Origin of the sequence: Mucilaginibacter kameinonensis (assembly GCF_003675385.1) — a bacterium.
Classification (GTDB): Bacteria; Bacteroidota; Bacteroidia; order Sphingobacteriales; family Sphingobacteriaceae; genus Mucilaginibacter; species Mucilaginibacter kameinonensis.
In genome coordinates, this window is the sequence record NZ_RCWZ01000003.1 from 448,474 (window position 1) to 472,523 (window position 24,050).

Here is a 24,050-nt window from a genome sequence, read left to right on the forward strand (position 1 = left end):
ATTTTAACAACTTTCTGCTCAAAAAAGTGGAAATTTGGCACTAAAAGAGTTATATTGACAGCTGGAATGAATAAAATTGATACAGATCATATCAAAACGGATAAATTATCCCCTAATAAGGGCCTTTATATAATCAAAATTGGTGGAAACGTCATCGATAACTCCGAAAACCTGTATCATTTTTTAAAGGACTTTGAAGCCCTTGATGGCCTTAAGATCCTGGTACATGGAGGTGGAAAAGTGGCCACGCAAATGGCCGAAGATTTAGGTATCGAATCTAAAATGGTTGATGGCAGGCGCATCACCGATATTGAAACGTTAAGAGTGGTTACCATGGTTTATGGCGGCCTCATCAATAAAAATATAGTAGCGCAACTGCAACGCTTCGGCAATAATGCCATAGGCTTAACCGGCGCCGATGGTAACTTTATTAAAGCAGTTAAACGACCGGTAAAAACAATAGACTATGGCTTTGTGGGCGATATTGTTAAAGACTCTATCAATCCCGAAAACATTAGTCGCTTGCTGGAAGCAGGCTTTACCCCTGTTTTTTGCGCCATAACCCACGATGGTGAAGGGCAATTGCTAAACACCAACGCTGATACCATAGCTTCGGCCCTGGCGGTATCGTTATCGGGATTGTATGACACCACACTGATATACTGTTTTGAGAAAAAAGGTGTGTTAAAAGATATTAATGACGAAGAATCGTTGATAAGGGAAATTAACCCTCAGCATTATGAGGATTTAAAAGTGGAAAAGATAATACATAGCGGAATGCTGCCTAAACTTGATAATGCTTTTACTGCGATTGCTTGCGGTGTAAAAGCGGTAATTATCGGCAAATCAGATGATCTTGGTCAATTGAAGGATAACAAACCATTTGGAACACGTTTAACTAAAAACGCATGAACTCACAACAGCACATTTCAATATTAGGCTCCGGTAATATAGGCCTGTCATTAGCCAAAGGTTTAGTTAAATCGGGGATTTGTAAACCCCAGCAAATATCGTTGACCCGCCGTAATGTAGCCGCGCTATCTCAATATGCTGAGCAGGGGTACCTGGTGTCAGATAACAACCTGCGTGCCGTACGTAAAGCTGATATTATTGTATTAGCCGTACTACCGCAGCAACTCAATAAACTATTAGACGAAATTAAGCCATCGTTAAAACCGGATAAACAATTATTGATATCTGTTATCTCCGGCGTTAGCTGTGCCGATATTCGCCAGCATCTTGACCTTAACGTGCAAATAGTCCGTGCTATGCCTAATACGGCTATTGCTATCGGCCATTCCATGACCTGTATCGCTACCGATACTGGCACAAACAAAAATATCAACCTGGCCAAATCGCTTTTTGATACGGTAGGTGTTACCATACAAATCAACGAGGAGTTGATGACCTCCGCCACTGCTCTTTGCGCTTGCGGTATTGCGTTTTTCCTAAGATCTATCCGCGCTGCTTCACAAGGCGGAACGGAGATTGGCTTCCATGCACATGATGCATTAAAGATGGCGGCACAAACCGCCAAAGGCGCGGCCGACCTGCTATTACAACTGGCATCGCACCCGGAACAGGAAATTGATAAGGTAACTTCCCCAAGCGGTTGTACCATTGCGGGCCTCAACGAGATGGAACACCATGGCTTCAGCTCGGCCATGATCAAAGGGATCCGCCTGTCTGCCGAAAAAGCCGGCGACCTGTATAAAAAGGATAGTTAATTTAAGCGGAAAGCCTGCGGCCAACGGCTTAAAGTTTTTTAATCATTATATTTCGATCGTTTTGATAGGGCTTATCAAAATGAGTTATTTTAAAAAAAGCAGTTCAGATACAAGCTATTTACATTCAATTAATTATAAATAGCTACAACACTTTGGTATAGTTATGGTATTTGGCTGTTGATCTTTTCAATATAAAATGTTAACAGTAGAAAAAATTGGCGGTACATCTATGACCGCTTTGGGTGATGTGATCAAAAACATTATCCTGTTTGAACGCAGCGGCGACCAGCTTTACAACCGCATATTTGTAGTATCGGCATTCTCAGGAGTAACTAACCTCCTGCTCGAAAACAAAAAGACAGGCGCTCCGGGTGTATATCACAAGCTTGCCAACTACAAGGATTTCCATACACCGCTAAAACAACTTATTACCCGCTTAAAGCAGATCAATAAAACTTATGAAAGCCTTGGCCTGAACATAGCCGAAGCCGACAAGTACATTGAAACAAGAATTAAGGACGCGCAAACTTACCTTGAAAACTTGGCTAATATATTGGCATCCGGTTATGTAGGCAAGGAAGGTATTTTGCAGGCGGCCCGTGAAATCCTGGCTTCTATAGGTGAAAGTCACTCGGCTTTTAACTTTACCAATATCCTGCAAAACATGAGGATTAACGCGACGCTGGTTGATTTGAGCGGATTTCATGATCATCGCGCGTTAACCATCGATCAGCGTATAAAAAAAGACCTTACCCATATCGATTTTTCAAAAACCATCACCATTGTTACCGGCTATGCTAAAGGTACCGAGGGTATTATGCGCGAATTTGACCGTGGATATTCTGAGGTTACTTTCAGCAAAATTGCCGTTGCTGTAGAACCACAGGAAGCCATCATTCACAAGGAGTACCACCTTTGTACTGCCGACCCTCAATTGGTTGGCGTTGAAAACTGTTTCCCGGTAGGTAACACCAACTATGACGTTGCCGATCAGCTGGCCGATGTAGGCATGGAAGCTATCCACCCTAAGGCGTCAAAACCGCTGGAAATAAACGACATCGACCTGAGGATCAAAAATACCTTCCAGCCGGAGCACCCGGGAACGTTAATTACCCGCGAATACATTTGCGATAAAAAACGTGTGGAAGTTATTACCGGTACTGAAAAAGTAGTAATGATTGATATTTACGACCCTTCAATGGTTGGCAACGTAGGTACCGATTTTCACATCATGCAGCTGTTTTACAAGTTTGGTGTCAGCTACAGCTTTAAAGCTACCAGCGCCAACAGCATTTCAATTGTGATATGGGAAAAAGACCTCAATAAAAAATTGATCAGCGAACTGGAAGACAATTATGAAAAAGTAACCGTCGAAAAAATGGCGATGGTTTGCCTGATCGGTTCCAATATGGATCAGCCAGGCTTGCTGGCGAAAGCAGCTACAGCGCTTGCTCAAAAAGGCATCAATATCAAAAGCGGCGGCTTTGCATTAAGAATGGTAAACATCCAGTTTTTAGTGGCCCGCGAAGATTTTAACGAAGCTATCCGCGCTTTAAACAAAGCAATGTGCTAAGTTTTTAAGGCGGAAGAATAAAGGTAAAAGACGAAGGTTAGTTGCTATGGCAGCTAACCTTTATTTTTTTAATTTAGCGATTGCATCCTAAACTATCTCCATGTCCGATACCTTAACATACCAATACAACCAGCTTTCGTCGTTAAGCAAGGTAAACAACAGCGACGAGCTTTTTCTGGCGCAATACAGCGAAGTTCAGAAAAAAGATGCCTCCTGCTTTTTCTGGGGTAAACTAACCGATCCTTATGTTGTTTCCCGCTGCCTCCTCACCTTATCAAACGTAGTTAAATCAAACTTTAGCTTATCTCCCTACGATTTGATGATGCTGAAAGACCCGATTGTAACAGCGGGTAATGAAAAGATCAGGTTTGAAGGTTTTTCGCATTGCGCGGGTGTTTATGCCCGGGTTGATGTATTAGGCGACGGACACGACGGAGAGTTCCTGGAAAACGGTACCACCAATGTTGATTTTAATCAACCGATGCTATCTGCGCTAAGCAGCGTCCGGAAAAATGAGGAGGTATTGCTATCCATAGGCAAGAAAGAAGTAGCATTGCACCGCGAGGAGGGCAAAGTGATTGAAAGAAAGGTCCCCTTGCCAACCAAATGGATCAAGGGCTTAACCAGTGTGCAGGTGTTCTTATCAGAATCCAAACCGGCTTACAAATTCAACAGGCTGCAAGCCATACAATTATTTAAAAGTATCCCCACAGGGAAACCTAAATCAGATTATTATTTATTGGTGCGGGGCGGGAAGCCGGTATTTTCGCCGGTGCAGGCGGGTAACGCTATAACTGTTGGCGGTGTTCATCGCTTAAAACTTATTGAACCACTATTGCTTATTGCCGATCAGTTACAGGTTTTCGTTCATAAAGACCAGCAATCCACCACCTGGCAAGTTTACATCGGCCCGGTACGGTTCAGTTTATCTATATCAAGGGACAGCTGGCGTGGGTTTTCTGGTGAGGGTGCCGCATTGGAATCGCTGGTAGAGGACGTACCGCAAAACTGGATCGAACTGATGGACAGCTATAGCTATGCTAACCAGGAGTTTAACCCTACCCTGCTTGCTGTAAATGAAGGGCTTGACATAAAAAAGGTTGAAAATTTAACAGGGCGTCTCTCCGCTATAGGTTTATTAGGTTTCGATTTGGATGAGAACAACTTCTTTTATCGTCGTTTGCCCTTTAAAACCAGTCGCATCCTAACTTTAAACCCACGCTTAAAAGATGCCGAAAAGTTAATAGCCGAAGGCAAAGTGCTCATCAAATCAAACACGGGAAACCGGGTAGAAGCCGAAGTGGAAGGAAGCGGTGTACACCACATGGTATTGTTGGAAAATGACGAAGAACGCTGTACTTGTATGTGGTTCAGTAAAAACCAGGGCGAGCGCGGTATTTGCAAACATATCCTGGCTGTAAAAAAATTATTGGCGAAATAAGTACATATAGCAATGAGCGACTTTGTAGAGCAATATGTAAAACTTTTAAAAAAAGAACGGGAGCAAGACCTTCTCCCCTTGCTGCAGTCTTTGACCGACGCTGACAAAAAGAAATTTGTTCCTGAGCTTAAAAAGCTTGATGCCGAATATTTTAAATTCGGTATTACCGGCAAATCGAGATGGGGTGGGGATCAATATGGATATCTTTCTACCGACACCCAGCGTCGTATTCTTGGTATTACTCACTTTATAGTTTATAATAGAAAAGATTTTGAACGGGCTCTTAACATTGGGATTGTTCAAAAAGATGTTCTTGAAACTATATTACCCTGGTATTGTCCCACATGGTTCAGCGATCATATCAACCGCTTTGCCGAAACCGAATTTATCCCGCATTTTATCGACTATAAGTGGTATATGGAATTGGTAGAAGGTGGATATGTTACGGAATCGGCTCAGTTAATTGGCCGGTTTTTACCGCGTGTTATTTTTAGTCCTCTTCAAACAGGAAAAAATTACGAACCGCAATTACTTCTTGAACGGCCTGTTACTTTGCAAAAACATTTTTGGTACGTGTTTGAATACAGCAATGAAATTCATTGGTCTGATGGGAACGAGCAATTCTGGATAAAAACCATACTTGATTTTATAGGAAAGGGCCTTTTATCGCGTAGCGAAATATTAAATGCCACTACAGCCGCCATTAACCGCAACTTTAATCAAAGCCTGTGTGGCTGGTTTGTAGACCTGCTTATACAACTTGAACCCACAAAGCCGGAGCTAATTGATTTGCAGCAGGATTTATTAAACACTTTTAACTCACCACATTCCAAACCGATAAATGCAGCATTAAAATATTTTAAAGATATAGCCAGCGATGAAGGCTTTGACGAGATCGCTTTTTTTGAGCATTGTCCGCTTGTGCTCTCTTCAGAATCAAAAACAACGGTAACCAATACCTTGATGATTTTGGAAAAGCTGGCAAAAAAACATCAGGATAAGCGAAACGAAATAAGCATATTGGCGAGCCAGGCACTCCTTCACCAGGATGATAAATTACAGGTACGCGCCGCAAAGCTTATTTCAAAATATGCCGATAGCTCTTCGTTAGACGTTTGGGAAGCTGTTTCGGCTTATCAGCAAGGTCTGTTGTTTGAGGCTAAAACTATCCTCGAACCTTTTCTGATGCCTGAGGAACCGGCTGATGATGAAGCCGCCAATTTCATTGAAATAACTGAACCTGCATACCGGCAGCCTATAGCCTTCCCGCAAAACTTTGATGAGCTTGTGTACCTGGCCAGCCAGGCATTTGATCAAAATGAGGCTTATCATTTTGATCTTTTACCTGCGGCGCTTCTTCAATTTCAGGATCAAATGAGCGAAGAGAATATCAGGAAATTGCTGCCGGCCTTTCAACGGGCATTTAAAACCATTACTGATGATTGGGTGAGCACCAGGGGCTACCTGGATAACATGCTTGCCAAATTCCTCACAAGCTATGGTTTACTGCTTATTGAATTTTATCCCGCTGCTGCACGCTCAATCAAGGAGCTTCACAACGCGCATCGTGATAAATTAAAAGAAAAGAAGCGGGATACGAAGTGGTTTGACAGCGGGATTAAGGCATGGGATGTGTTTACCCATTCAAAGGGCTACAAACCACATAAGTATGTTTTGCTTAATGCTTTATGGATCCTGGAGCATAAAGTTCAGGTTCCCTTGCTCTCAACGCCAACCCATGAGCCTTGTCTTGTTTCAATTGAAGAGTTAATCCGCAGGATCAGCATATATCAAAACCAAAGGACAAGACCGGGGATGATGGATTACCAGGTAGCTGTAATGCGTTGTTTTTTTGATAAACATACTGATGCACTTTCACTTGCAAACGCGCTTTTACAAGGAGAAGCACGTGACTTGATAGGATTTATATTAGGCGAAGAGCATCAGCCCAAACCTACATATCAGCTTAAACCAGTTTGGCTTGCAGCCGCATTAACACACCGACGCGATGATGCACATCAATGGTTACAGTACAGCAAGTGGAATCAGGCATACCTTTTAGCCAACTTTTCGTGGTCATCTTATATCGAGCATTACGAACAAGAACAATATAACTATCAAAAACGTGTGTATGAAAAGGTACCTGCTACCCGGAGCACCGTAACCGTGTCTATTGATAAAACAAGTGTAAGTCCCGCCATTTCTGGTATAAAAAGCTTGTGGGGTAAGCTCACCGGCAATAAAACCCCGGTTGCGGACGACGACGGTTATTTTGACTTTCTGGAATTGAAATACAAACACCTCTCTGCCGAACACAATGATATCAAACGATTTATATACCTGAATCCAAACTGGCCCGAGCATTGGCTTGCCTATATTAACAAAGAAGCATTTCGCTATTTTGATTTAGCAGGAGAAAATGAAAAGCGGCTGGTTATCAGCAGCCTCGAAACTTTAATGACCTTAAATTATGTATATGGTTTGATGGGGCATTTGTTTATTGCAACATGTATGCTGCTTAACGATAAAACCGTTCGGTTATATGCAGCCGAATTGTGGATAAAAGGAGTTCGTGAAAAAAACATAGATAGCCAACACTTGGGGAAAATAATCGGTAAACACGAACAGAACGGGCTTGCACCGCTTAAGCGTTTTACAGACCTTATTCTTTCCGGCATGCTTCATATTTCGTCTGCCCATGACGTTGAGCTGGAAAAATTACTCGCGGCCTGCATTGGTAACATGGCCGAAAAACCTTTAACCAATTCAAAAAAACTACTCGACATTTATGTAGAAGTATTGGCCGCGAATAAACAATCAGTCAACAATCCGGCGGTATTAAACACTTTAGATATATGGGCACAATCAGCCACCGGTTTAACGTCAGTTGTTGAGCGCCTTAAACAAGGTTTTTCGGGCAACAAACAGATTATTTAGTAAACCTTCTGACACATATAACCACATATAGCTATCCAACATCAATTGTAACTTTACCATAGTTAATTTCTTTTAACCATAAGTTTTAAGCATATTTAGGTTTGACATCTATCCTGTATGCGTAAACTTTTACTTTCAACCAGCCTGTTATTGGCTCTTGGCCTTCATGGTTTTGCCCAAAAGACAAGCAAAAAACCCTTAGACCATAGCGTTTTTGATGGATGGCAAAGTGTAGCCGGTCAGCGTATCAGTAATGATGGCAAATGGATAGGCTATGTAATAAAACCACAACAGGGGGATGCCGAGCTTATCATCAAAACAGCTAAAAATACAGGGACACTAACGATACCACGCGCTGACACAGTAAAACTAACCAGCGATTCGAAATTTGCCGTATGCCTGATCCGCCCCTTTTACAAGGATACCAGGCAGGCCAAAATCAAGAAAAAAAAGCAGGCCGATTTCCCAAAAGATACCTTAGGCATAGTTGCGTTGGGATCTTCAGCTGTTACTAAAGTGCCGGCTATCCGTTCATTTAAAGTAGCGGAGGATGCACCCGTTATCGCCTATCTGGCAACAGCCGATACACTCAGGAAAGCAGCAACCGGCGATACATCAAAGAAAGCGGTAGCAGCAACCGTAGCCCCACCTACCCATGAAGGTGCAGACCTTACGGTTAGAAAACTAAAAACAGGCACCGAACGCAGCTTTAAATATGTTACCGAATACCAGGTAAGCAAAAACGGCAAATGGATAGCCTTTGCCGTTACAGCAGCAGCCAAACAAAAAGAAATTACATCCGGCCTGTATCTGTTCGACTCAGAAAAAAACACAGTCAAAAGACTGAGTACCGGCCGTGGCAATTACCATAACATCAGCATTGACGATGCCGGCAGGCAAATAGCTTTTACTGCTGAAAAGAACCCGGAAAAGGCCTTAGTGAAACTTTTCAAGCTTTATTATTATAATACAACAAAAGATAGCGCGGATGTTATTGCGGCCGCCGGGTTTGCCGGTATACCCAACAATTGGGCGGTAAGCGGCGATGGTAAGGTAAGTTTCAGTAAAAGTGGCAATAACCTTTTCTTTGGCACCGCCCCTATTCCTAAACCTGCCGATACAACCCTTGTTGATTTTGAAGTGGCCAAACTGGATATCTGGAACTACAAAGACGACTATTTACAGCCCCAGCAGCTTAAAAACCTGCAAACTGAATTAAAACGAAGCTATCTGGCAGTCATTAAACCCGAAGAAACCGGCAGCAAAACTGTTCAGTTAGGCAGCAAGGCCATTCCCGAAATATTAACCGCCGAAAACAAGGATGCCCGTTATGTTTTAGGCCTTACAGATACCGGAGCCCGCGTATCTGCGCAGTGGGAAGGCAGCACCAAACAACAGGCTATTTTAATCGATACCAAAAGTGGTAATCATAGGCTCGTTAATACATCTATGGGCCGTTACTATATCTCTCCTCATGGCAATTATGTGCTTTGGTTTGATGTTAAAGATCAGGCCTGGTATTGCTACACCATCGCGACGGGGCAAAAAATAAACCTGAGCAAAGCGACAGGCACTAAAATGGGCGACGAGCTAAATGACGTACCAGGCTACGCTTCGGCTTATGGATTAGCGGGGTGGCTGGCTGGAGATAAGGCTGTGTTTATTTATGACAGATATGATATCTGGCGCTTTGATCCGGCAACAGGCGACGCGTTTAACTTCACCAAGGGCATCGGTCGCAAAAACAAGCTCATCATCAGGTATGATCAAACCGATCCCGAGCAAAAATTTATCCCGGTAAAAGCACCGATGTGGCTTTTAGCTCAGAATGAAGAAACCAAGCAATGGGGATATTTCTGGAAATACCCGGAGGCTAATAACCAGCCTGAAAAAGTTGGCATGGCACCAATGAGTTATGATAACCTACTGAAAGCAAAAAATGCCGAAGTATATATCTATACCAAGGCAAACTATAAGCAGTCGCCGGATCTTTACGTATCATCTGATCTGAAGAAGCAAATCAAACTAAGCAGCATCAACCCACAACAAAACGAGTACAACTGGGGTAGTGCCGAACTTGTTAAATGGACTACGCCAAAAGGCTATCAATCAAACGGAATATTATATAAACCTGAAGATTTCGATCCGACTAAAAAATACCCGATGGTGGTTTACTTTTACGAAAAACTTTCGGACGGGCTTTTCAATTATATAGCTCCGGCCCCTACGCCTTCCCGTTTGCCTATTTCCTTCTTTGTTAGTAACGGCTACCTGGTTTTCGCGCCTGATATCAGCTATCAAACCGGTCACCCGGGTGCTTCCGCAGTTGATTTTATCAACTCGGGAGTTGAGGCTCTGAAGAAGAATAGTTGGGTAGATGCGGCTCATATTGGTATACAGGGCCAAAGCTGGGGCGGTTACCAGGTAGCTTATCTCATTACGCAAACCAATATGTATGCGGCTGCATGGGCAGGCGCGCCGGTAGCCAACATGACTTCGGCCTATGGCGGCATCAGGTGGGAATCGGGACTAAACAGGCAATTTCAATATGAAAAATCGCAAAGTCGCATAGGTGCTACAATTTGGGAAAAGCCGGAGTTATATATCGAAAACTCGCCCCTGTTCCAACTTCCTAAAGTTAAAACGCCGGTAATGATCATGAGTAACGATGCCGACGGGGCCGTACCCTGGTACCAGGGTATTGAAATGTTTACAGCGCTACGCAGGTTAGGTAAACCTGTTTGGCTGTTACAGTATAATGGCGAGGCCCACAACCTTGTTTTGCGCCAAAACAAAAAAGATATCACCATTCGTGAGCAGCAATTTTTCGATCACTTTTTGAAAGGTGCCCCTATGCCAGTTTGGATGGACAAGGGAGTTCCCGCTGTAGATAAAGGGAAAGACTGGGGATTGGAGTTGGAAAAATAATTACACCTCTCCTACATGTCATTGCGAGGCACGAAGCAATCGCGAACTATACATGGCGGCCATGCTTATGTGCGATTGCTTCGTACCTCGCAATGACGTGTTTTTGACAATTCCAATTAAACGCTTCAATACGGATCAACATCGGGTTGTACGATACTTCCCGTGCTAAGCTTGGTTGTATAATATTGAGTAATTATATCCCGTAATACAGATTTCGCTTTTATGATAGAGATCCCGTCCTTCTCAAACTTGAGCATAATGCTTTTAATGTAGTAATTGCGGATCCTGCTGATAAGCGGCTGCTCCGGCCCTATCACACGTTCGCCGAAATGCTCACGGAGGCGTGCGCCCAGGTATTCGGCCTGGTTATAAAGTATATCCGGGTTTTTGTGTTTGATATCCAGGTTAATAATGCGGTAGAATGGCGGGTATTTGAAGCTTTTCCGCTCTTCCATCTCCGTAAAATAAAGATCGGTATAGTTATTATCAATTACCTGCTTCAATACCCGGTGGTAAATATCATAGGTTTGCACCACCACTTTACCCTGCTTCCCACGACGGCCTGCCCTGCCGCTTACCTGCGCAAGTAACTGGAAACCACGTTCATTGGCCCTGTAATCGGGAAACTTCAGCAAGCTATCAGCATTGACGATGCCGATGAGCGTTACGTCCGAAAAGTCGAGCCCCTTGGCTACCATCTGGGTGCCCACCAATATATCTATCTTTTTTTCCTCCAGATCATTGAGGATGGTTTGCAGGGAGTTTCTTGAGCGGGTAGTATCCAAATCCATACGGGCAATCCGGGCTTCGGGTAATAAAACGCTAAGCTCATCTTCAATTTTTTCGGTACCGAAACCTTTGTACTCTAAATGGGTAGAGCCACAAGCCGGGCAAATAGATGGTGTATCTTCCTTGTACCCGCAATAATGACAATGCAGCTTGCCACTGCTTTTATGGTAAGTAAGACTTACATCGCAGTTGATACATTTTGGTGTATAGGCGCAAACTTTACACATTAGGATGGGTGCATAGCCGCGCCGATTTTGGAACAGAATCACCTGCTCTTTATTCTCAAGCGCCTGCTTTATACCGTCCATCAATACACTGGTAAAGTGCGACTGGATGGTTTTTTGTTTAGTTTCGTACGCAATGCTTACCACCTGCACGTCAGGCAGTTCAACACCACCAAAACGCTCGGTTAGTTCGGCAAATCCATATTTATGTGTACGCGCATTGTAATAGCTTTCAAACGATGGCGTAGCCGACCCCAAAAGCACTTTACCCTGGTGCATATTAGCTAAAAATATAGCGGCATCACGTGCATTATAGCGGGGGGCGGGATCAAATTGTTTATAGGAAGTTTCATGCTCCTCATCAACAATGATCAGGCCCAGATCTGCAAAAGGCAAAAACACCGACGAACGTGCGCCAAGTACAATTTTATATTCGCCGCTTAAAACTTTCTGCCAAACCTCTACGCGTTCATTATCATTAAAGCGTGAATGGTACACACCTATATCGGCACCAAAATACATCCGTAATCGCTCAATAATATGGGTTGTGAGTGCTATTTCCGGTAACAGGTAAAGCACCTGCTTACCATTATGGATCATCTCCTCTATCAGCCTCACATATAATTGGGTTTTGCCAGATGAGGTGACACCATGCAACAGCGTAACATCCTTTTCCTTAAACTGCTCGCGGATGCTTTGCAGTACAGCAGTTTGCTGCTCACTTAATTCAAAACTGTCACCGGCTTCGTCCTCTTCTTCGAAATGCAGACGGCTGACACTTCTATCTTCCGAAATAAAGATCTCTTTTTCAATAAGAGATTTAATGCTCGACTCCCCTGCCCCGCTTTCTTCAATGAGCTCGTTTTTGGTGATATTTTTTTGATGACGGGACAATTTAATATAGGCCAGTAAAGCATCGGCCTGTTTTGGCGCGCGTTTTTCCAGTATTGGGAACAACTCACGTAAATTATCCTGGTTACTATAAACCGGGTTCAGCGTAATGAAAGTCCGCCTGCGGGGCTTGTAACGCTCACTTACTTCTTCTGATATGTTGATGATGTTCTTTTCAAACATCATTTTCAATATAGGCATTACGGTTTTTTGGCCCAGCAGCTTAGTAATATCGCTAATGGTAAGCTCAGGCTGAATTTCAAGGGCCTCAACAATTAAAAATTCTTTATCGTGAAGCGTAGCCTTATCTATCTCATATTCGCGATTAAGTACTATACGGGTTTCGCTGGCCAGTTTCAAAGCAGCCGGCAATGCCGCGTTCATCACCTCCCCTATATTACACATGTAATAATCTGCCAGCCATTGCCAAAACTCAAGCTGTTTAGGGGTTACAACAGGGCGGTCGTCCAGTATCTCGATGATATACTTGGCCTCATACTTTTCCGGGGCGAGTTTGCCTATTTCCTTAACAATAGCTGTATAAAGCTTGCTTTTACCAAACTGTACCACCACCCTTTTGCCTATGGCAATAGCGTTATTTTGATCATAAGGAACCCGGTAAGTGTAGTTTTTTGAAATAGCCAGGGGCAAAATCACTTCAGCAAAAAGTGTTTCACGATCGGTATGTTCAATTTCGGCAAGCTCTAACATGTTTATTATTTGTTGCGGATAGCAGCCAGCGCCAACATAAGCCAGCCTAAAATGAACAATAAACCGCCAATAGGTGTAATTGGGCCCATGTATACCAGCCAGTTCCAGCCCAGCAAATCACGGCAGGAAAGCAGGTATAACGAACCCGAAAAAAGGATAATACCAAAAGTAAAAAGGTAATGTGCGACAGATATTAAACCGCCATCCCTTTTACCTGCAAACGCAGCCAGAAACAGCAAAGCAAATACGTGATAGAAATTGTATTGAACCGCAGTATGCCAAACCTCAAGTTGTGAAGGTGTTAAAACAGCTTTTAATCCATGTGCACCAAAAGCGCCGGTTATAACGGCCAGCATACCCAAAAACGAAGCAGTAATAATTATTTGTTTGTTCATGCAGATATAAAAAGCTAAGTTAACCAATTGAAAGTATTACTTTAACGCCGTGGGGTAAAATTCTATATTTGCTGCACACCCCTGCTATGAAACGACTGATAGTAACCACTATATTTTTAATTATAGCTACCGTGCTTGTAACGGTATTATATTTTAAAAATTTGAGTCCGCCGGGAGTGCGTACCGGGCAGGTTATGCACGCTATACCTGATAATGCCGTAGCCGTATTTGAGTTTAACAATGAAAAGGGTTTCTATGAAATTTTCGCCGGCAACCAACTTCTAAATGCTTTTGTAGGCCACGAAAAACTGCAGGAACTTGATACCTTGCGCAAAATATTAGTTGCTGCTCCCCCGTTGAACCAGTTTTTTAACGGCCAAAACATGTTCATTTCGCTACACCCAGCCAATAATGATGATGTTAACTTATTAGTGACCATATCAGCTTCAAAAAACTTTTCGCCGGCGTTATTTAATAACTTAAACAGCTCCACAAAAAATGCGCTGCAGGTATCCCCAATGCAGATAGCAGGCAGCCAGGGTTTTAATATTTTCCTGAAAACAATCGATAAACATTTTTATATCATCCAGAGGGGAGATAATATTTTTTCGGGAAGCTTTTCAAAAGACCTTATTGATCATAGCGCCATTTATCAACAGGACAAAGGTCACAACAACTTTGTACCACTCCCCGAGCAGCAAAACGCAAACTCGCTTGCTAACCTTTATATTAATTACAATCAGCTTAACCCGCTTTTTGATCAGCTGTTCGCGAATAAAACCACAGACATTTTCAAGAGCTTCAGATTACTGCCCGCCTATGCCGCGTTAAACTTAAATTATAAAAGTGATGCGTTGATGTTCAACGGGTTTACTACAAAGCAAAATAATGCTACCAGTTATTTGAACATCTTTTCGGCACAGCAACCGGTAGAAAACCATTTGAAAGATATATTCCCGGCAACAACAGCTTACAGCACAAGCTTCGCTGTTTCGGATTCCAAAAAATTTGAGGCCGATCTTTCAGAATGGCATGAGAAGGCTGGAGTAAGCAAAGAAAAAAACGAACTGCTGAATAAAGTAAAATCAGAAGCGGGCTTATTTATAAAACCAGAGTTTGAAAAATTGCTCGGCAATGAATTCGCGATAGTGACTACACGCTATTTCGAAAAGTTTGCTATTATTTCGGTTAAAGATGGTTCAAAGCTTTTTCCGTTGATGATGAATATCAGCAATATGGTTACCGATAAAGTTGGCCAGTTTAATTATGACAAGCTACCGTTCTTTTTATTGGGCGACGCGTTCAGCGTGTTCAGGAAACCTTACTTCATGATTATTGATAACTACCTTATACTTTCCACATCAGTATCGGAACTGGAGAGTTACAGCGACACCTATTTTAACCGCAAGTTCATCGGCAAAACGGATCAGTACACACAATTTGATAATTTACTGGCCGAAAGAAGCAATATAGCGTTCTTTGTCAACTTTAAAAACATGCAACCAGTATTAAAACGCGACTTGAAAAAGCCGTTTTATGATGCTTTTGAAAACAACAATCCCGGTTGGAAAGACTACTATGGCGCGGCTTTCCAGCTCACTGCATCTGATAAGAACTTTTACACTAATTTTTGTATGCGCTTAAATGTCCCTGATACAAGTGCAGTAAAAAATTAATTTTATCAGGGGTTTACACAACAATACCCAATCATTTTCGTAAAAGAAATACAAATTCAAACTTGTAATAAATTTTACCGGCAATCAACTTTGAACTATCTTTAAGAAAATTCAAAGTAAAGGTATGAGCTATAATTATGAATAAGATCTTTACTATTCTCTTTTTAACACTTTGTTCTTTATCCGTATCGGCTCAACAGTTTTCGCAATACAATACGGGCACGCTCTACGATTCTTTTGAAAACCCGTCACAAAGGTCTTTCATTCCCGATTCGAGCAGAGCGGTAGCTTTCAATTTTTTCGTTCCCAATTTCGACGCTAACTTATTTTTAACCGGCAACATACAACGCCCACTTAAAACCCGTGCGTTTGGAAATCCTCCATACTATAATACCTCATCATTAAAAATTGGAAGGAATGCCTTAAACCATTTTAATGCTAACGGCAACGCTTACTTAATAATGCTTAAGCTTTTTACCAGCCTGAACGGTAACGTGGAAATGGGTTTTTCGTTCCAATCAAGGCTGGAAAGCAAGGGGCTGGCGACAGACGAGTCAGTAGCCTTTCTTGACGGACCATCAAATTTTGCATACAACAATTACGATAACATCTTTAACAATCATTACAAGATACAAATGTATGATCAGTTAAGTTACACCTACCGCGAACAGATTAACAAACAATTATCAATTGGCTTTAAGCTAAGTTATCTTTCGGGTGTTCAGTATGATAAGATTGATGTGAATGAATCCAGCCTGCAAATTAACCGCGACCTGGTAGATCCGAGCAATGACAATGCAGATGTTCACATGCAGGGACGATTTTACAGGAGTTACGTACCCGGGCGCTTAGATAGCCGTGATTTTTTACCTACATTACGTAATCCGGGGGCTTCGATATCCATGGGTGCTACTTACCGTACAGAAGATGGCGTGCTTATACAAGGTAACATCAAAGACCTTGGTTTTATTCACTGGAATAAACGCTCAACCATTACTGATTTTAACAATACCACTAATATAACCGATATCACATCCGAACACCGCGAAGAGAATATTTATAATGCGGTTTATGACCTGGTAAGTGGCAACGGCAATGTTACGTCCTTCAGCACCAAAACCAACGCCAAGGCCGAGTTAAGCGTATCCAAAAGTTACTGGCTTGATGATGAAAAAACATTCAGATATTTTCCAACTGTTGTAGCCCAAAAAGAGTTTTTTGATACCGGCTTTACCGGAGCATTGGTTAACTCAGTACAAAAAAACAACCTGATTGCTACTTTATCAGCCACTTATGATGATTATAAATTCTTTAATCTCGGGGCGCAAATCATGGTAAAATCAGCTAATGCGGAGTTCTTCGTAGGTTCTGAACGCTTGTTAAACACAGGGCGGTTTGCATTCGCGGCTTTAGGTAATAATCCACAGATAAATCGCATTGGTAACTATACCGGCGCGGATATTTTCCTGGGTTTTTCACTTAAAATTGGGCGCGTAATTGAACATCCTATGAACTCCAGCTACATCCCAATGGGCGAAAAAGGCTTCTTCGGTCGTTTGTTTGGCCGAATCTTTAAAACCAATAATTAAAGGGCCTTTTTTCCGGCTATAAAATCTTTGAGGTAGTAGGGCTCATAATAAGCCACATCTTCAAAAACACTATCTGCAAACTTTTGAGCCGCTTTTTGGGTAAGATAGGTTGCAGAGTTTACAAAATCATCCAAAAATTTTGCATTAGGATTATGGCTTAAAACGCTCTTGCATTTTTCGGCGCCATCACCAAAAAAGATGATCTTTTTGTCTTTTAAATAATCGGCAAAGCTATTTTCGTCAATAATATCAGCGGCGGTTTCACGCACCCTATTTCCTTCACTATCAAACAGGGCGGTGTAAACTTCCATGCGCCTTGCATCAATCATGGGGCACAACAATGTGTTTTCGTCTTCAAAAAACCCAGGATTATCAATAACACCAAAGGCCATAGCCTCCAGGGTTTCGATAGCGATCAATGGTTTATCAAGGGCAAAACACAGTCCCTTAGCGGTTGATACACCTATCCGCAAGCCTGTATATGAACCGGGGCCACTGCTTACCGCAATAGCATCAAGATCATTATATTGTATCCCCGAGTTATTCAGCAACTCATCAATATATAAAGTAATAACCTCCGCATGGATATTACGGGCGTTTATTTCTTTAAAATCCAAAACCTCGCCATAACGGGCAAGGGCTACCGAACAAGATGTTGTTGCTGTTTCTATTTGAAGTATCAGGCTCATATTACAAATTTAAGGCACAGGATCATGCCCATGACCGCCCCATGGGTTACAACTGGCAATACGTTTAATGGTTAACCAGCCGCCTTTAAAAGCACCATGCTTTTTGATAGCTTCTACACCATATTGTGAACAGGTGGGTGTATACCGGCATGAAGCGGCTGAAAGCGGCGATATGAAATATTGGTAAAATTTAATCAGGATGATGAAGAGCCCCCCGACTATTGCTTTTAAAAATCTGACAATTGCTCCCATAGGCTTTTCATATTAATTGGCCGCGACCGGTATAGCAGCAGCTAATTCATTACTAAGCTGGGCAAGCAGCTTCAGCATTTTTTTTTCGATGAAAAGGAATGGTTCAACTTCTTTTCCCACATATCCTACCGAAACAATTATTCTTTTATCCGTTTGTTGCAGAATATCATAAAGATGCTGTTGTTTATGCAACCTGTAGGCCTCCCGCATTAGTCTTTTCACTAAGTTACGGTCGACAGCGTGCTTATAACGCTTTTTGGGTACAGAAAAAAGAATTTGTGCAGGATAAAGCTGAGGCTCAGGATTAACAAGCCAGGAAACACGGAAGGGATAACATAAAAAAGAAGAACCACTATGAAAAAGCTTATCAATAAGCCTTTTGTTACATAACCGTTCTTCTTTTTTAAAAGTATACATAGTTGCCATTTTTGAACCGAAGGATAAAGCAGATAAGCGGTTCCAAACCCTTATAAATAAGGGCAGGGCAACCTCAATTATGCTTTGTGCCTGCCTTCGTCAGAAACAGTTAATCTTTTTCTGCCTTTAGCTCTTCTGGCTGCTAATACTCTCCTACCGTTAGCAGTTGACATGCGTTCACGGAAACCGTGTTTATTTCTTCTTTTTCTTTGAGAAGGCTGAAACGTTCTTTTCATGGCTATATTTTATTCTATTCGTCTTTTTTAAACAAGAGCGCAAATGTAGTTATTTTATTCAATAGTTCAAATACTATTTTTCTTATTTATAATAAAATACATACAACTGCTCAATAGCAGCAAATTAGGTGTTTTTTATTGAGAATAACTAATTGATCTGCTATGTTTTTGATTGCTTACAATCATAAGGGTAAATAAAAATCCCGGAACGGGCATCTAATGAATTACTTTCCGGGATTTTTATTCTTTTACAGATCCCCCGCACTAACAGGGCCTCTGTTTGTATTTATTGAAAAGGGATGGCGTATGATCCGGTATTTTTCAGGCTGGCGGTAACCGGGGTAGTATTGTTTAGCAATGATACCATCTCAGCTTTGCCGGCATCCTTAGCATAGTCAGCCGCGGTTTTATTTTGTTTATCCTTGATTTTGGCATTTGCACCGTGTTCGAGCAGGCTTTTTACTATACCGGCATTACCTTCATTAACCGCTAACATTAAGGCAGTAGCACCATTGCCGTTACGGGTATTGATATTAGGATAGTAATGCAACAACTGATCAATAATTTCGGTGTTGCCGTTTTTACCAGCAAGCATTAAAGCGGTGTTACCCTCTTTGTCTTTATAATCTACTTTAACATCGGCCTGCAGTATCAGGTTAACTATTCTGCTTTGGTTATTTTTAACTGCAACGATCAACGGGCTATCGCCATTTTCGTCTTTCACATTTACATTAGCACTCTTGTTCAGCAAAAATTTAACCCCGGGGATATCATTGGTCTGGATAGCTGTAAAAATGTTTTGAGCGAAGATTGGCAACGAACACACGAGCATCAGGCACAACAGGGTAAGTTTCTTTTTCATTAATAATCAATCGTTTAGTGGCCGAAGCCGGTTAATAAATTATCGCAATTAACGAAAAAAACATTACCATGATTTTAACCGCAAGGACCCGATTGGGACAAACCATCCATTAAGAAAAACAGAGATTTTCCTAGCATTTAAATTTATAATATCATAATTTTCAGAAAAAATGAACGGAATGAACTAAAACAAACAATGGATAATTACCATGGATAAACAACCAGTTAAAGCGCGTGTTAATTATTAGTTTATCATCGCAAATCTTTAAAGAATATTAGCTGACATTCCCGTGACATTTTCCATTAAAAAACCTTAAACAAAACAGCTCTAAAGCATTAACAAAGTGTAAATTCAGCGCTTTATTTTAACAAATGAAATTCATCCTATCTATACTATTAGCATTCTTATCGACAGTGGCCTTAGCACAGGAGTTGCCTGCAAGCCATTATAAAATATATAGTGTATCTGCTCAGAAACTTATCACACCTGATGATATTATTAACGACATGACCAATGCCGATGTCATTTTCTTTGGAGAAGAGCACAACGACTCAACAGCCCATTATCTTGAATTTAGTTTGTTTAAAAAACTCGCTGAGAAATATCCGCAGAAAACGGCACTATCCATGGAGATGTTTCAAACCGATTGCCAGTTGGTATTAAACGAATATCTTGCAGGGTTCATCCGCGAAAAAAACCTGATCACCGATGCACGTACCTGGCCAAACTATAAGGATTACAAACCACTGATTGAACTGGCTAAAACCAATCACCTCCCTGTAATAGCTGCCAACGCCCCTACCCGCTATACCAATATGGTTACACGCGGCGGACTTGATATTTTAAAACAGCTTGACGCCCAGGCTAAAGGTTACCTCGCTCCCTTACCTATTGATACCGCTACAGGGGCCTACTATGATAAGTTTGCGAAAATTATGGGAGGTCACGCGTCGATGCCGGGTATGCAGATCTATCAATCGCAAAATTTATGGGATGCCACGATGGGCTGGTCAATAGCGAAATTTTTAAAAAGTCATCCGGGATTTAAAATACTGCAACTAAACGGAGGCTTTCATAGCGAAGAGAAATTGGGCGCAGTAGCCCAATTAAAAAGATATGCGCCCAAGGCACATATACTTAATATAGCCGCGTATGCCGATGACAATTTCGACAACCCCGACTGGAGTAAATTTGCAGGCATGGCCGACTATATTATCCTAACCAACCCGAAATTGCCGAAAACTTTCTAATAGTTCATAGTTGATAGTTCATGGATCATAGCCATTAACAAATGGTTGATAGTTCATAGATTATAGCCATATAAGGCAAAAAACTATGATCCATGAACTATGATCTATGAACCATGATCTATCAACCATGAACCATGAACTCAATTGCATCAGGCTTTTTTAGCCAGCAAATCGCGGATCTCTGTAAGTAAAACTTCCTCCTTAGTTGGTTCAGGAGGTGCTGCAGGGGCGGCTTCTTCTTCTTTTTTCAGAGAATTGATACCTTTTACAATTAAAAAGATACAGAATGCCACAATGATAAAATCAATTATGTTATTGATAAATAAACCATAATTGATAGCCGTTTCCGGAGTTTTATCAACCGCGGGCTTAAGCACATACTTAAGGTCTTTAAAGTCGATACCACCGGTTAACATCCCTATTGGTGGCATAATGATATCATTCACTAACGATGTAACAATTTTACCGAAGGCAGCGCCAATGATAACACCCACTGCGAGATCAACCACGTTGCCCCGCATTGCAAATTCTTTAAACTCTTTTACAATTGCCATAAATTAAAGTTTGGTTACTTAAAGTTAATAATATTACACAAACAATCTATTTATAGTGTTTTTTTGTTGATGACAAAACAATTGGTGTATTTAAAACATTTAACAACTTTACGGCAGATACACCAAGTAATTTTTAGTTAATATTAATTTGATGTATTTTTGGCTACATCTTAAATATGCTTAAACAGAACCTTCAACAAAAACTTTTACAAAAACTTTCACCGCAGCAAATACAATTTATAAAATTGCTGCAGGTGCCTACCGTTTCGCTTGATACCCGGATAAAAGAAGAGCTTGAGGAAAATCCGGCGCTTGAAGATCTGAGCCTTACCAACCTAAACGAACCCGAAGAACAATATCCTGACCGCGATCCCGACGATGATAATTTCAACAGCGACGAGGAAAAAGGCGAGATGGATGAATTTAATATTGACGACTACCTGCAGGAAGATAACCTAAACGATTACGGCTCACGCTATGATCAAAACGGCGACGACGAGGATGAGCGAAAAGAAATTCCGATTGCTGTACAAAGTTCATTTTTTGAAAGCCTGCAAGCCCAGTTAGATCTGCTGCCTTTAAGTGATAAAGATTTCATGATCGGCAAGCAGATCATAGGCAGCCTGGATGACGATGGTTACCTGCGCCGCCCTATCATGTCGCTTACTGATGACCTTGCCTTTTCACAAAATGTATTGGCCGAAGACGAGGAAGTTGAAGACATGCTAAAAGTGATCCAAGGCTTTGACCCTGCCGGTGTAGGCGCCCGCAGTTTGCAGGAGTGCCTGCTGATCCAGCTTCGTAAAAAGGACGTTAACGATCCTATCATCAAAAAAGCGATACAGGTTGTTGAGCACTACCTGGATGAGTTTACCCGTAAACATTACGATAAGCTTGAAAAATCGCTGAACATGAACTCGATTGAGTTGCGTGGTGTTGTTAATGAAATTTTAAAACTTAACCCGAAGCCCGGCGACTCGAACGAGATCAATACCAAGCAAATGCAGGTGATCCCTGATTTTCATATCACCAACAATGATGGTACGCTCATACTTACACTTAACTCCAAGAACGCTCCCGAACTTAGGGTAAGCCGCTCATACCAGGAAATGTTCCAGCACTATGACAAGGCTTCGCAAAAAGATAAAAAGCTGAAAGAAGCGGTTCAGTTTGTAAAGCAAAAACTTGATTCGGCCAAATGGTTTATTGATGCTATTAAACAGCGCCAGCAAACGCTGCTTAAAACCATGAATGCCATTATGCAATACCAGTACGAGTTTTTCCTGACCGGTGATGATAAAAACCTAAAGCCAATGATCCTGAAAGATATCGCCGACCGTATTGGTATGGATATCTCGACAGTATCGCGCGTAGCTAACTCCAAATATGTGCAAACAGAATTTGGCACCTTCCTGCTAAAATCATTCTTCTCTGAGGCTATCCAAACCGAAAGTGGCGAAGAAGTATCTAACAAAGAGGTTAAAAAGATACTGGAAGAGCACATTGGAAAAGAAGATAAACGCCATCCGCTGGCCGATGAAAAACTGACCGAAATTCTTAAAGATGCCGGCTACAACATAGCCCGCCGTACCGTAGCCAAATACCGCGAGCAAATGAATATCCCGGTAGCGAGGTTGAGGAAGGAATTATAGTTTAGAGATTAGAGGTCGGAGGTTAGAGATTAGTTAACCTTTGTCACCTTCATAAAAAGAAAAAGCCTTAAGAAATCAACTCTTAAGGCTTTTTTAACAAAATTGCTTTTAAGCTTATACGTTAACAGCGCAAAGCTCGCGAACTTTGGCTACTACAAAATCAACCTCTTCTTTAGTGTTATATTTTGAGAATGAGAAACGTACCGATGGCCTTGATGAGCTGGCACCGATAGCGGTTAACACATGCGAACCGATATCGCTACCTGAACTGCATGCACTTCCGCCCGAAGCAGAAATACCGGCGATATCAAGGTTAAATAACAACATATCGCTCATTTCCATTTCGGGGAATGAAACGTTCAATACTGTATATAAACTTTTTTCAGCATCAGTTTCCCCATTAAAGCTTACACCCGGAACATGGGCAATCAATTGTTCCATCATATACGATTTTAAACCCTGGATATGATTTTGGTGCTGCTCCATTTCGCTGTAAGCCAATTCAAGCGATTTAGCTAAACCAACTATGCCGTAAATATTTTCGGTACCGCCGCGCATGTTGCGTTCCTGCGCTCCGCCATAAATAAATGGTTTTATCTTTATTTTATGGTTGATGTGCAGGAAACCCACACCTTTAGGACCATGTAATTTGTGAGCTGCGCACACCAGGAAATGAGCTTTAAGCTTGCTCAGGTCATGCTGATAATGTCCCATGGTTTGCACGGTATCGCAATGGTAGATGGCATTATATGTTTCGCACAAATCGCCAATGCGTTCCATATCAGATAATGTACCTATTTCATTGTTGGCATGCATTAATGAAACAAAACTGCGTTCATTTTCTTTCAATAATGTTTCCAGGTGATCATAATCAATAACACCCTTGCTGTCGATGTTTACCAGGCTCAATTTAATAACACCCGACTTTTCCATGGCTTCCAGCGTATGGAGCACTGCGTGATGCTCGGTTGGGCTGGTGATGGCGTGGGTAATTTTGTGATCAATGATACCGCACCTGATGGCTGTATTATCAGCCTCGGTACCGCTTGATGTAAAAAAGATTTCGGCTGGCGAAGTATGCAGTAAACCGGCAATCGTTTTACGCGAACGCTCAATCAAAGTACGGGCTTCCCTGCCGTGGGCATGTATTGATGAGGGATTACCAAACTGGCTCTCCATCACCTTGTACATCTCCTTCATTACGTCAGGATCAAGCGGTGTAGTGGCGGCATTATCAAAATAAACGCGCATTCTTTT

19 protein-coding genes are annotated in these 24,050 nt (G+C 41.8%); 10 read left to right on the forward strand and 9 right to left on the reverse strand.

From position 1 onward, the window contains the following. Window positions 1–66 precede the first annotated feature (66 nt). The 6 genes from argB (at window position 67) to EAH55_RS15150 (ending at window position 10,606) form a co-directional block, all read left to right on the forward strand. A complete protein-coding gene (argB, locus tag EAH55_RS15125) occupies window positions 67–912 on the forward strand; it encodes an acetylglutamate kinase (RefSeq protein WP_121810400.1) in 846 nt (281 codons plus the stop codon). After that, on the forward strand, window positions 909–1,727 hold the full coding sequence (proC, locus tag EAH55_RS15130) for a pyrroline-5-carboxylate reductase (RefSeq protein WP_121810401.1): 819 nt from the start codon (window positions 909–911) through the stop codon (window positions 1,725–1,727). Before argB ends, proC begins: the two co-directional genes overlap by 4 nt. Before the next feature lie 196 nt (window positions 1,728–1,923). Further along, window positions 1,924–3,300, forward strand: coding sequence for an aspartate kinase (locus EAH55_RS15135; protein WP_121810402.1), 1,377 nt, complete (start codon window positions 1,924–1,926; stop codon window positions 3,298–3,300). 100 nt (window positions 3,301–3,400) lie between these two features. After that, complete coding sequence (locus EAH55_RS15140) at window positions 3,401–4,741, forward strand: SWIM zinc finger family protein (RefSeq protein WP_121810403.1); 1,341 nt, start codon at window positions 3,401–3,403, stop codon at window positions 4,739–4,741. 12 nt (window positions 4,742–4,753) lie between these two features. Beyond that, window positions 4,754–7,678 carry a DUF6493 family protein gene (locus EAH55_RS15145; protein WP_121810404.1) on the forward strand — a complete coding sequence of 975 codons (2,925 nt, stop codon included), beginning with the start codon at window positions 4,754–4,756 and terminating at the stop codon, window positions 7,676–7,678. Window positions 7,679–7,795: 117 nt separating this feature from the next. Continuing rightward, window positions 7,796–10,606, forward strand: coding sequence for a S9 family peptidase (locus EAH55_RS15150; RefSeq protein WP_121810405.1), 2,811 nt, complete (start codon window positions 7,796–7,798; stop codon window positions 10,604–10,606). Window positions 10,607–10,731: 125 nt separating this feature from the next. On the opposite strand, the gene priA is transcribed toward EAH55_RS15150, so the two are convergent. Both priA and EAH55_RS15160 read right to left on the reverse strand, forming a co-directional pair. Beyond that, complete coding sequence (gene priA, locus EAH55_RS15155) at window positions 10,732–13,221, reverse strand: replication restart helicase PriA (RefSeq protein ID WP_121810406.1); 2,490 nt, start codon at window positions 13,219–13,221, stop codon at window positions 10,732–10,734. 5 nt (window positions 13,222–13,226) lie between these two features. Continuing rightward, complete coding sequence (locus tag EAH55_RS15160; protein WP_121810407.1) at window positions 13,227–13,616, reverse strand: DUF423 domain-containing protein; 390 nt, start codon at window positions 13,614–13,616, stop codon at window positions 13,227–13,229. An 86-nt stretch (window positions 13,617–13,702) separates the two neighbouring features. Between EAH55_RS15160 and EAH55_RS15165 the strand changes: the two genes are divergently transcribed. Continuing rightward, window positions 13,703–15,292, forward strand: coding sequence for a hypothetical protein (locus EAH55_RS15165; protein ID WP_121810408.1), 1,590 nt, complete (start codon window positions 13,703–13,705; stop codon window positions 15,290–15,292). Between the two features lie 137 nt (window positions 15,293–15,429). Beyond that, a complete protein-coding gene (locus EAH55_RS15170) occupies window positions 15,430–16,881 on the forward strand; it encodes a DUF5723 family protein (RefSeq protein WP_121810409.1) in 1,452 nt (483 codons plus the stop codon). On the opposite strand, the gene tsaB is transcribed toward EAH55_RS15170, so the two are convergent. From tsaB to EAH55_RS15195, 5 genes are all read right to left on the reverse strand, one after another. Beyond that, entirely contained in the window at window positions 16,878–17,570 is a 693-nt protein-coding gene (gene tsaB / locus EAH55_RS15175; RefSeq protein WP_121810410.1) for a tRNA (adenosine(37)-N6)-threonylcarbamoyltransferase complex dimerization subunit type 1 TsaB, read from the reverse strand. The two genes, EAH55_RS15170 and tsaB, sit on opposite strands and share 4 nt — an antisense overlap. A gap of 9 nt (window positions 17,571–17,579) precedes the next feature. Further along, window positions 17,580–17,822 carry a membrane protein insertion efficiency factor YidD gene (gene yidD, locus EAH55_RS15180; protein WP_114938198.1) on the reverse strand — a complete coding sequence of 81 codons (243 nt, stop codon included), beginning with the start codon at window positions 17,820–17,822 and terminating at the stop codon, window positions 17,580–17,582. 12 nt (window positions 17,823–17,834) lie between these two features. Further along, complete coding sequence (locus EAH55_RS15185) at window positions 17,835–18,239, reverse strand: ribonuclease P protein component (RefSeq protein WP_121810411.1); 405 nt, start codon at window positions 18,237–18,239, stop codon at window positions 17,835–17,837. 77 nt (window positions 18,240–18,316) lie between these two features. Beyond that, window positions 18,317–18,475 (reverse strand): 50S ribosomal protein L34, encoded by a 159-nt coding sequence (rpmH, locus tag EAH55_RS15190; protein WP_083878950.1) that lies wholly within the window; start codon window positions 18,473–18,475, stop codon window positions 18,317–18,319. A gap of 286 nt (window positions 18,476–18,761) precedes the next feature. After that, window positions 18,762–19,337 (reverse strand): ankyrin repeat domain-containing protein, encoded by a 576-nt coding sequence (locus EAH55_RS15195; protein ID WP_121810412.1) that lies wholly within the window; start codon window positions 19,335–19,337, stop codon window positions 18,762–18,764. Between the two features lie 371 nt (window positions 19,338–19,708). Between EAH55_RS15195 and EAH55_RS15200 the strand changes: the two genes are divergently transcribed. Then, on the forward strand, window positions 19,709–20,587 hold the full coding sequence (locus EAH55_RS15200) for a ChaN family lipoprotein (protein WP_121810413.1): 879 nt from the start codon (window positions 19,709–19,711) through the stop codon (window positions 20,585–20,587). 149 nt (window positions 20,588–20,736) lie between these two features. On the opposite strand, the gene mscL is transcribed toward EAH55_RS15200, so the two are convergent. Next, window positions 20,737–21,141: a large-conductance mechanosensitive channel protein MscL gene (mscL, locus tag EAH55_RS15205; RefSeq protein WP_121810414.1), complete on the reverse strand. Its 405-nt coding sequence runs from the start codon at window positions 21,139–21,141 to the stop codon at window positions 20,737–20,739. Between the two features lie 176 nt (window positions 21,142–21,317). Between mscL and rpoN the strand changes: the two genes are divergently transcribed. After that, complete coding sequence (gene rpoN, locus EAH55_RS15210) at window positions 21,318–22,793, forward strand: RNA polymerase factor sigma-54 (protein WP_112571623.1); 1,476 nt, start codon at window positions 21,318–21,320, stop codon at window positions 22,791–22,793. 114 nt (window positions 22,794–22,907) lie between these two features. Here rpoN and EAH55_RS15215 read toward each other — a convergent pair whose 3' ends face one another. Continuing rightward, the gene (locus tag EAH55_RS15215; protein WP_112571625.1) at window positions 22,908–24,044 is read right to left on the reverse strand and encodes a cysteine desulfurase family protein; all 1,137 of its coding nucleotides are present in this window, start codon (window positions 24,042–24,044) and stop codon (window positions 22,908–22,910) included. Between the last annotated feature and the right edge of the window lie 6 nt (window positions 24,045–24,050).

Excerpts from the sequence above, each read along its gene's own strand:
- yidD (WP_114938198.1), bottom strand. The coding sequence starts at position 17,822 with ATGGGAGCAATTGTCAGATTTTTAAAAGCAATAGTCGGGGGGCTCTTC.
- EAH55_RS15195 (WP_121810412.1), bottom strand. The coding sequence starts at position 19,337 with ATGAAAAAGAAACTTACCCTGTTGTGCCTGATGCTCGTGTGTTCGTTG.
- EAH55_RS15135 (WP_121810402.1), top strand. The coding sequence starts at position 1,924 with ATGTTAACAGTAGAAAAAATTGGCGGTACATCTATGACCGCTTTGGGT.
- EAH55_RS15140 (WP_121810403.1), top strand. The coding sequence starts at position 3,401 with ATGTCCGATACCTTAACATACCAATACAACCAGCTTTCGTCGTTAAGC.
- mscL (WP_121810414.1), bottom strand. The coding sequence starts at position 21,141 with ATGGCAATTGTAAAAGAGTTTAAAGAATTTGCAATGCGGGGCAACGTG.
- EAH55_RS15200 (WP_121810413.1), top strand. The coding sequence starts at position 19,709 with ATGAAATTCATCCTATCTATACTATTAGCATTCTTATCGACAGTGGCC.
- EAH55_RS15145 (WP_121810404.1), top strand. The coding sequence starts at position 4,754 with ATGAGCGACTTTGTAGAGCAATATGTAAAACTTTTAAAAAAAGAACGG.
- EAH55_RS15160 (WP_121810407.1), bottom strand. The coding sequence starts at position 13,616 with ATGAACAAACAAATAATTATTACTGCTTCGTTTTTGGGTATGCTGGCC.
- priA (WP_121810406.1), bottom strand. The coding sequence starts at position 13,221 with ATGTTAGAGCTTGCCGAAATTGAACATACCGATCGTGAAACACTTTTT.
- EAH55_RS15215 (WP_112571625.1), bottom strand. The coding sequence starts at position 24,044 with ATGCGCGTTTATTTTGATAATGCCGCCACTACACCGCTTGATCCTGAC.
- proC (WP_121810401.1), top strand. The coding sequence starts at position 909 with ATGAACTCACAACAGCACATTTCAATATTAGGCTCCGGTAATATAGGC.
- tsaB (WP_121810410.1), bottom strand. The coding sequence starts at position 17,570 with ATGAGCCTGATACTTCAAATAGAAACAGCAACAACATCTTGTTCGGTA.
- EAH55_RS15150 (WP_121810405.1), top strand. The coding sequence starts at position 7,796 with ATGCGTAAACTTTTACTTTCAACCAGCCTGTTATTGGCTCTTGGCCTT.
- EAH55_RS15165 (WP_121810408.1), top strand. The coding sequence starts at position 13,703 with ATGAAACGACTGATAGTAACCACTATATTTTTAATTATAGCTACCGTG.
- rpoN (WP_112571623.1), top strand. The coding sequence starts at position 21,318 with ATGCTTAAACAGAACCTTCAACAAAAACTTTTACAAAAACTTTCACCG.
- EAH55_RS15170 (WP_121810409.1), top strand. The coding sequence starts at position 15,430 with ATGAATAAGATCTTTACTATTCTCTTTTTAACACTTTGTTCTTTATCC.
- rpmH (WP_083878950.1), bottom strand. The coding sequence starts at position 18,475 with ATGAAAAGAACGTTTCAGCCTTCTCAAAGAAAAAGAAGAAATAAACAC.
- argB (WP_121810400.1), top strand. The coding sequence starts at position 67 with ATGAATAAAATTGATACAGATCATATCAAAACGGATAAATTATCCCCT.
- EAH55_RS15185 (WP_121810411.1), bottom strand. The coding sequence starts at position 18,239 with ATGTATACTTTTAAAAAAGAAGAACGGTTATGTAACAAAAGGCTTATT.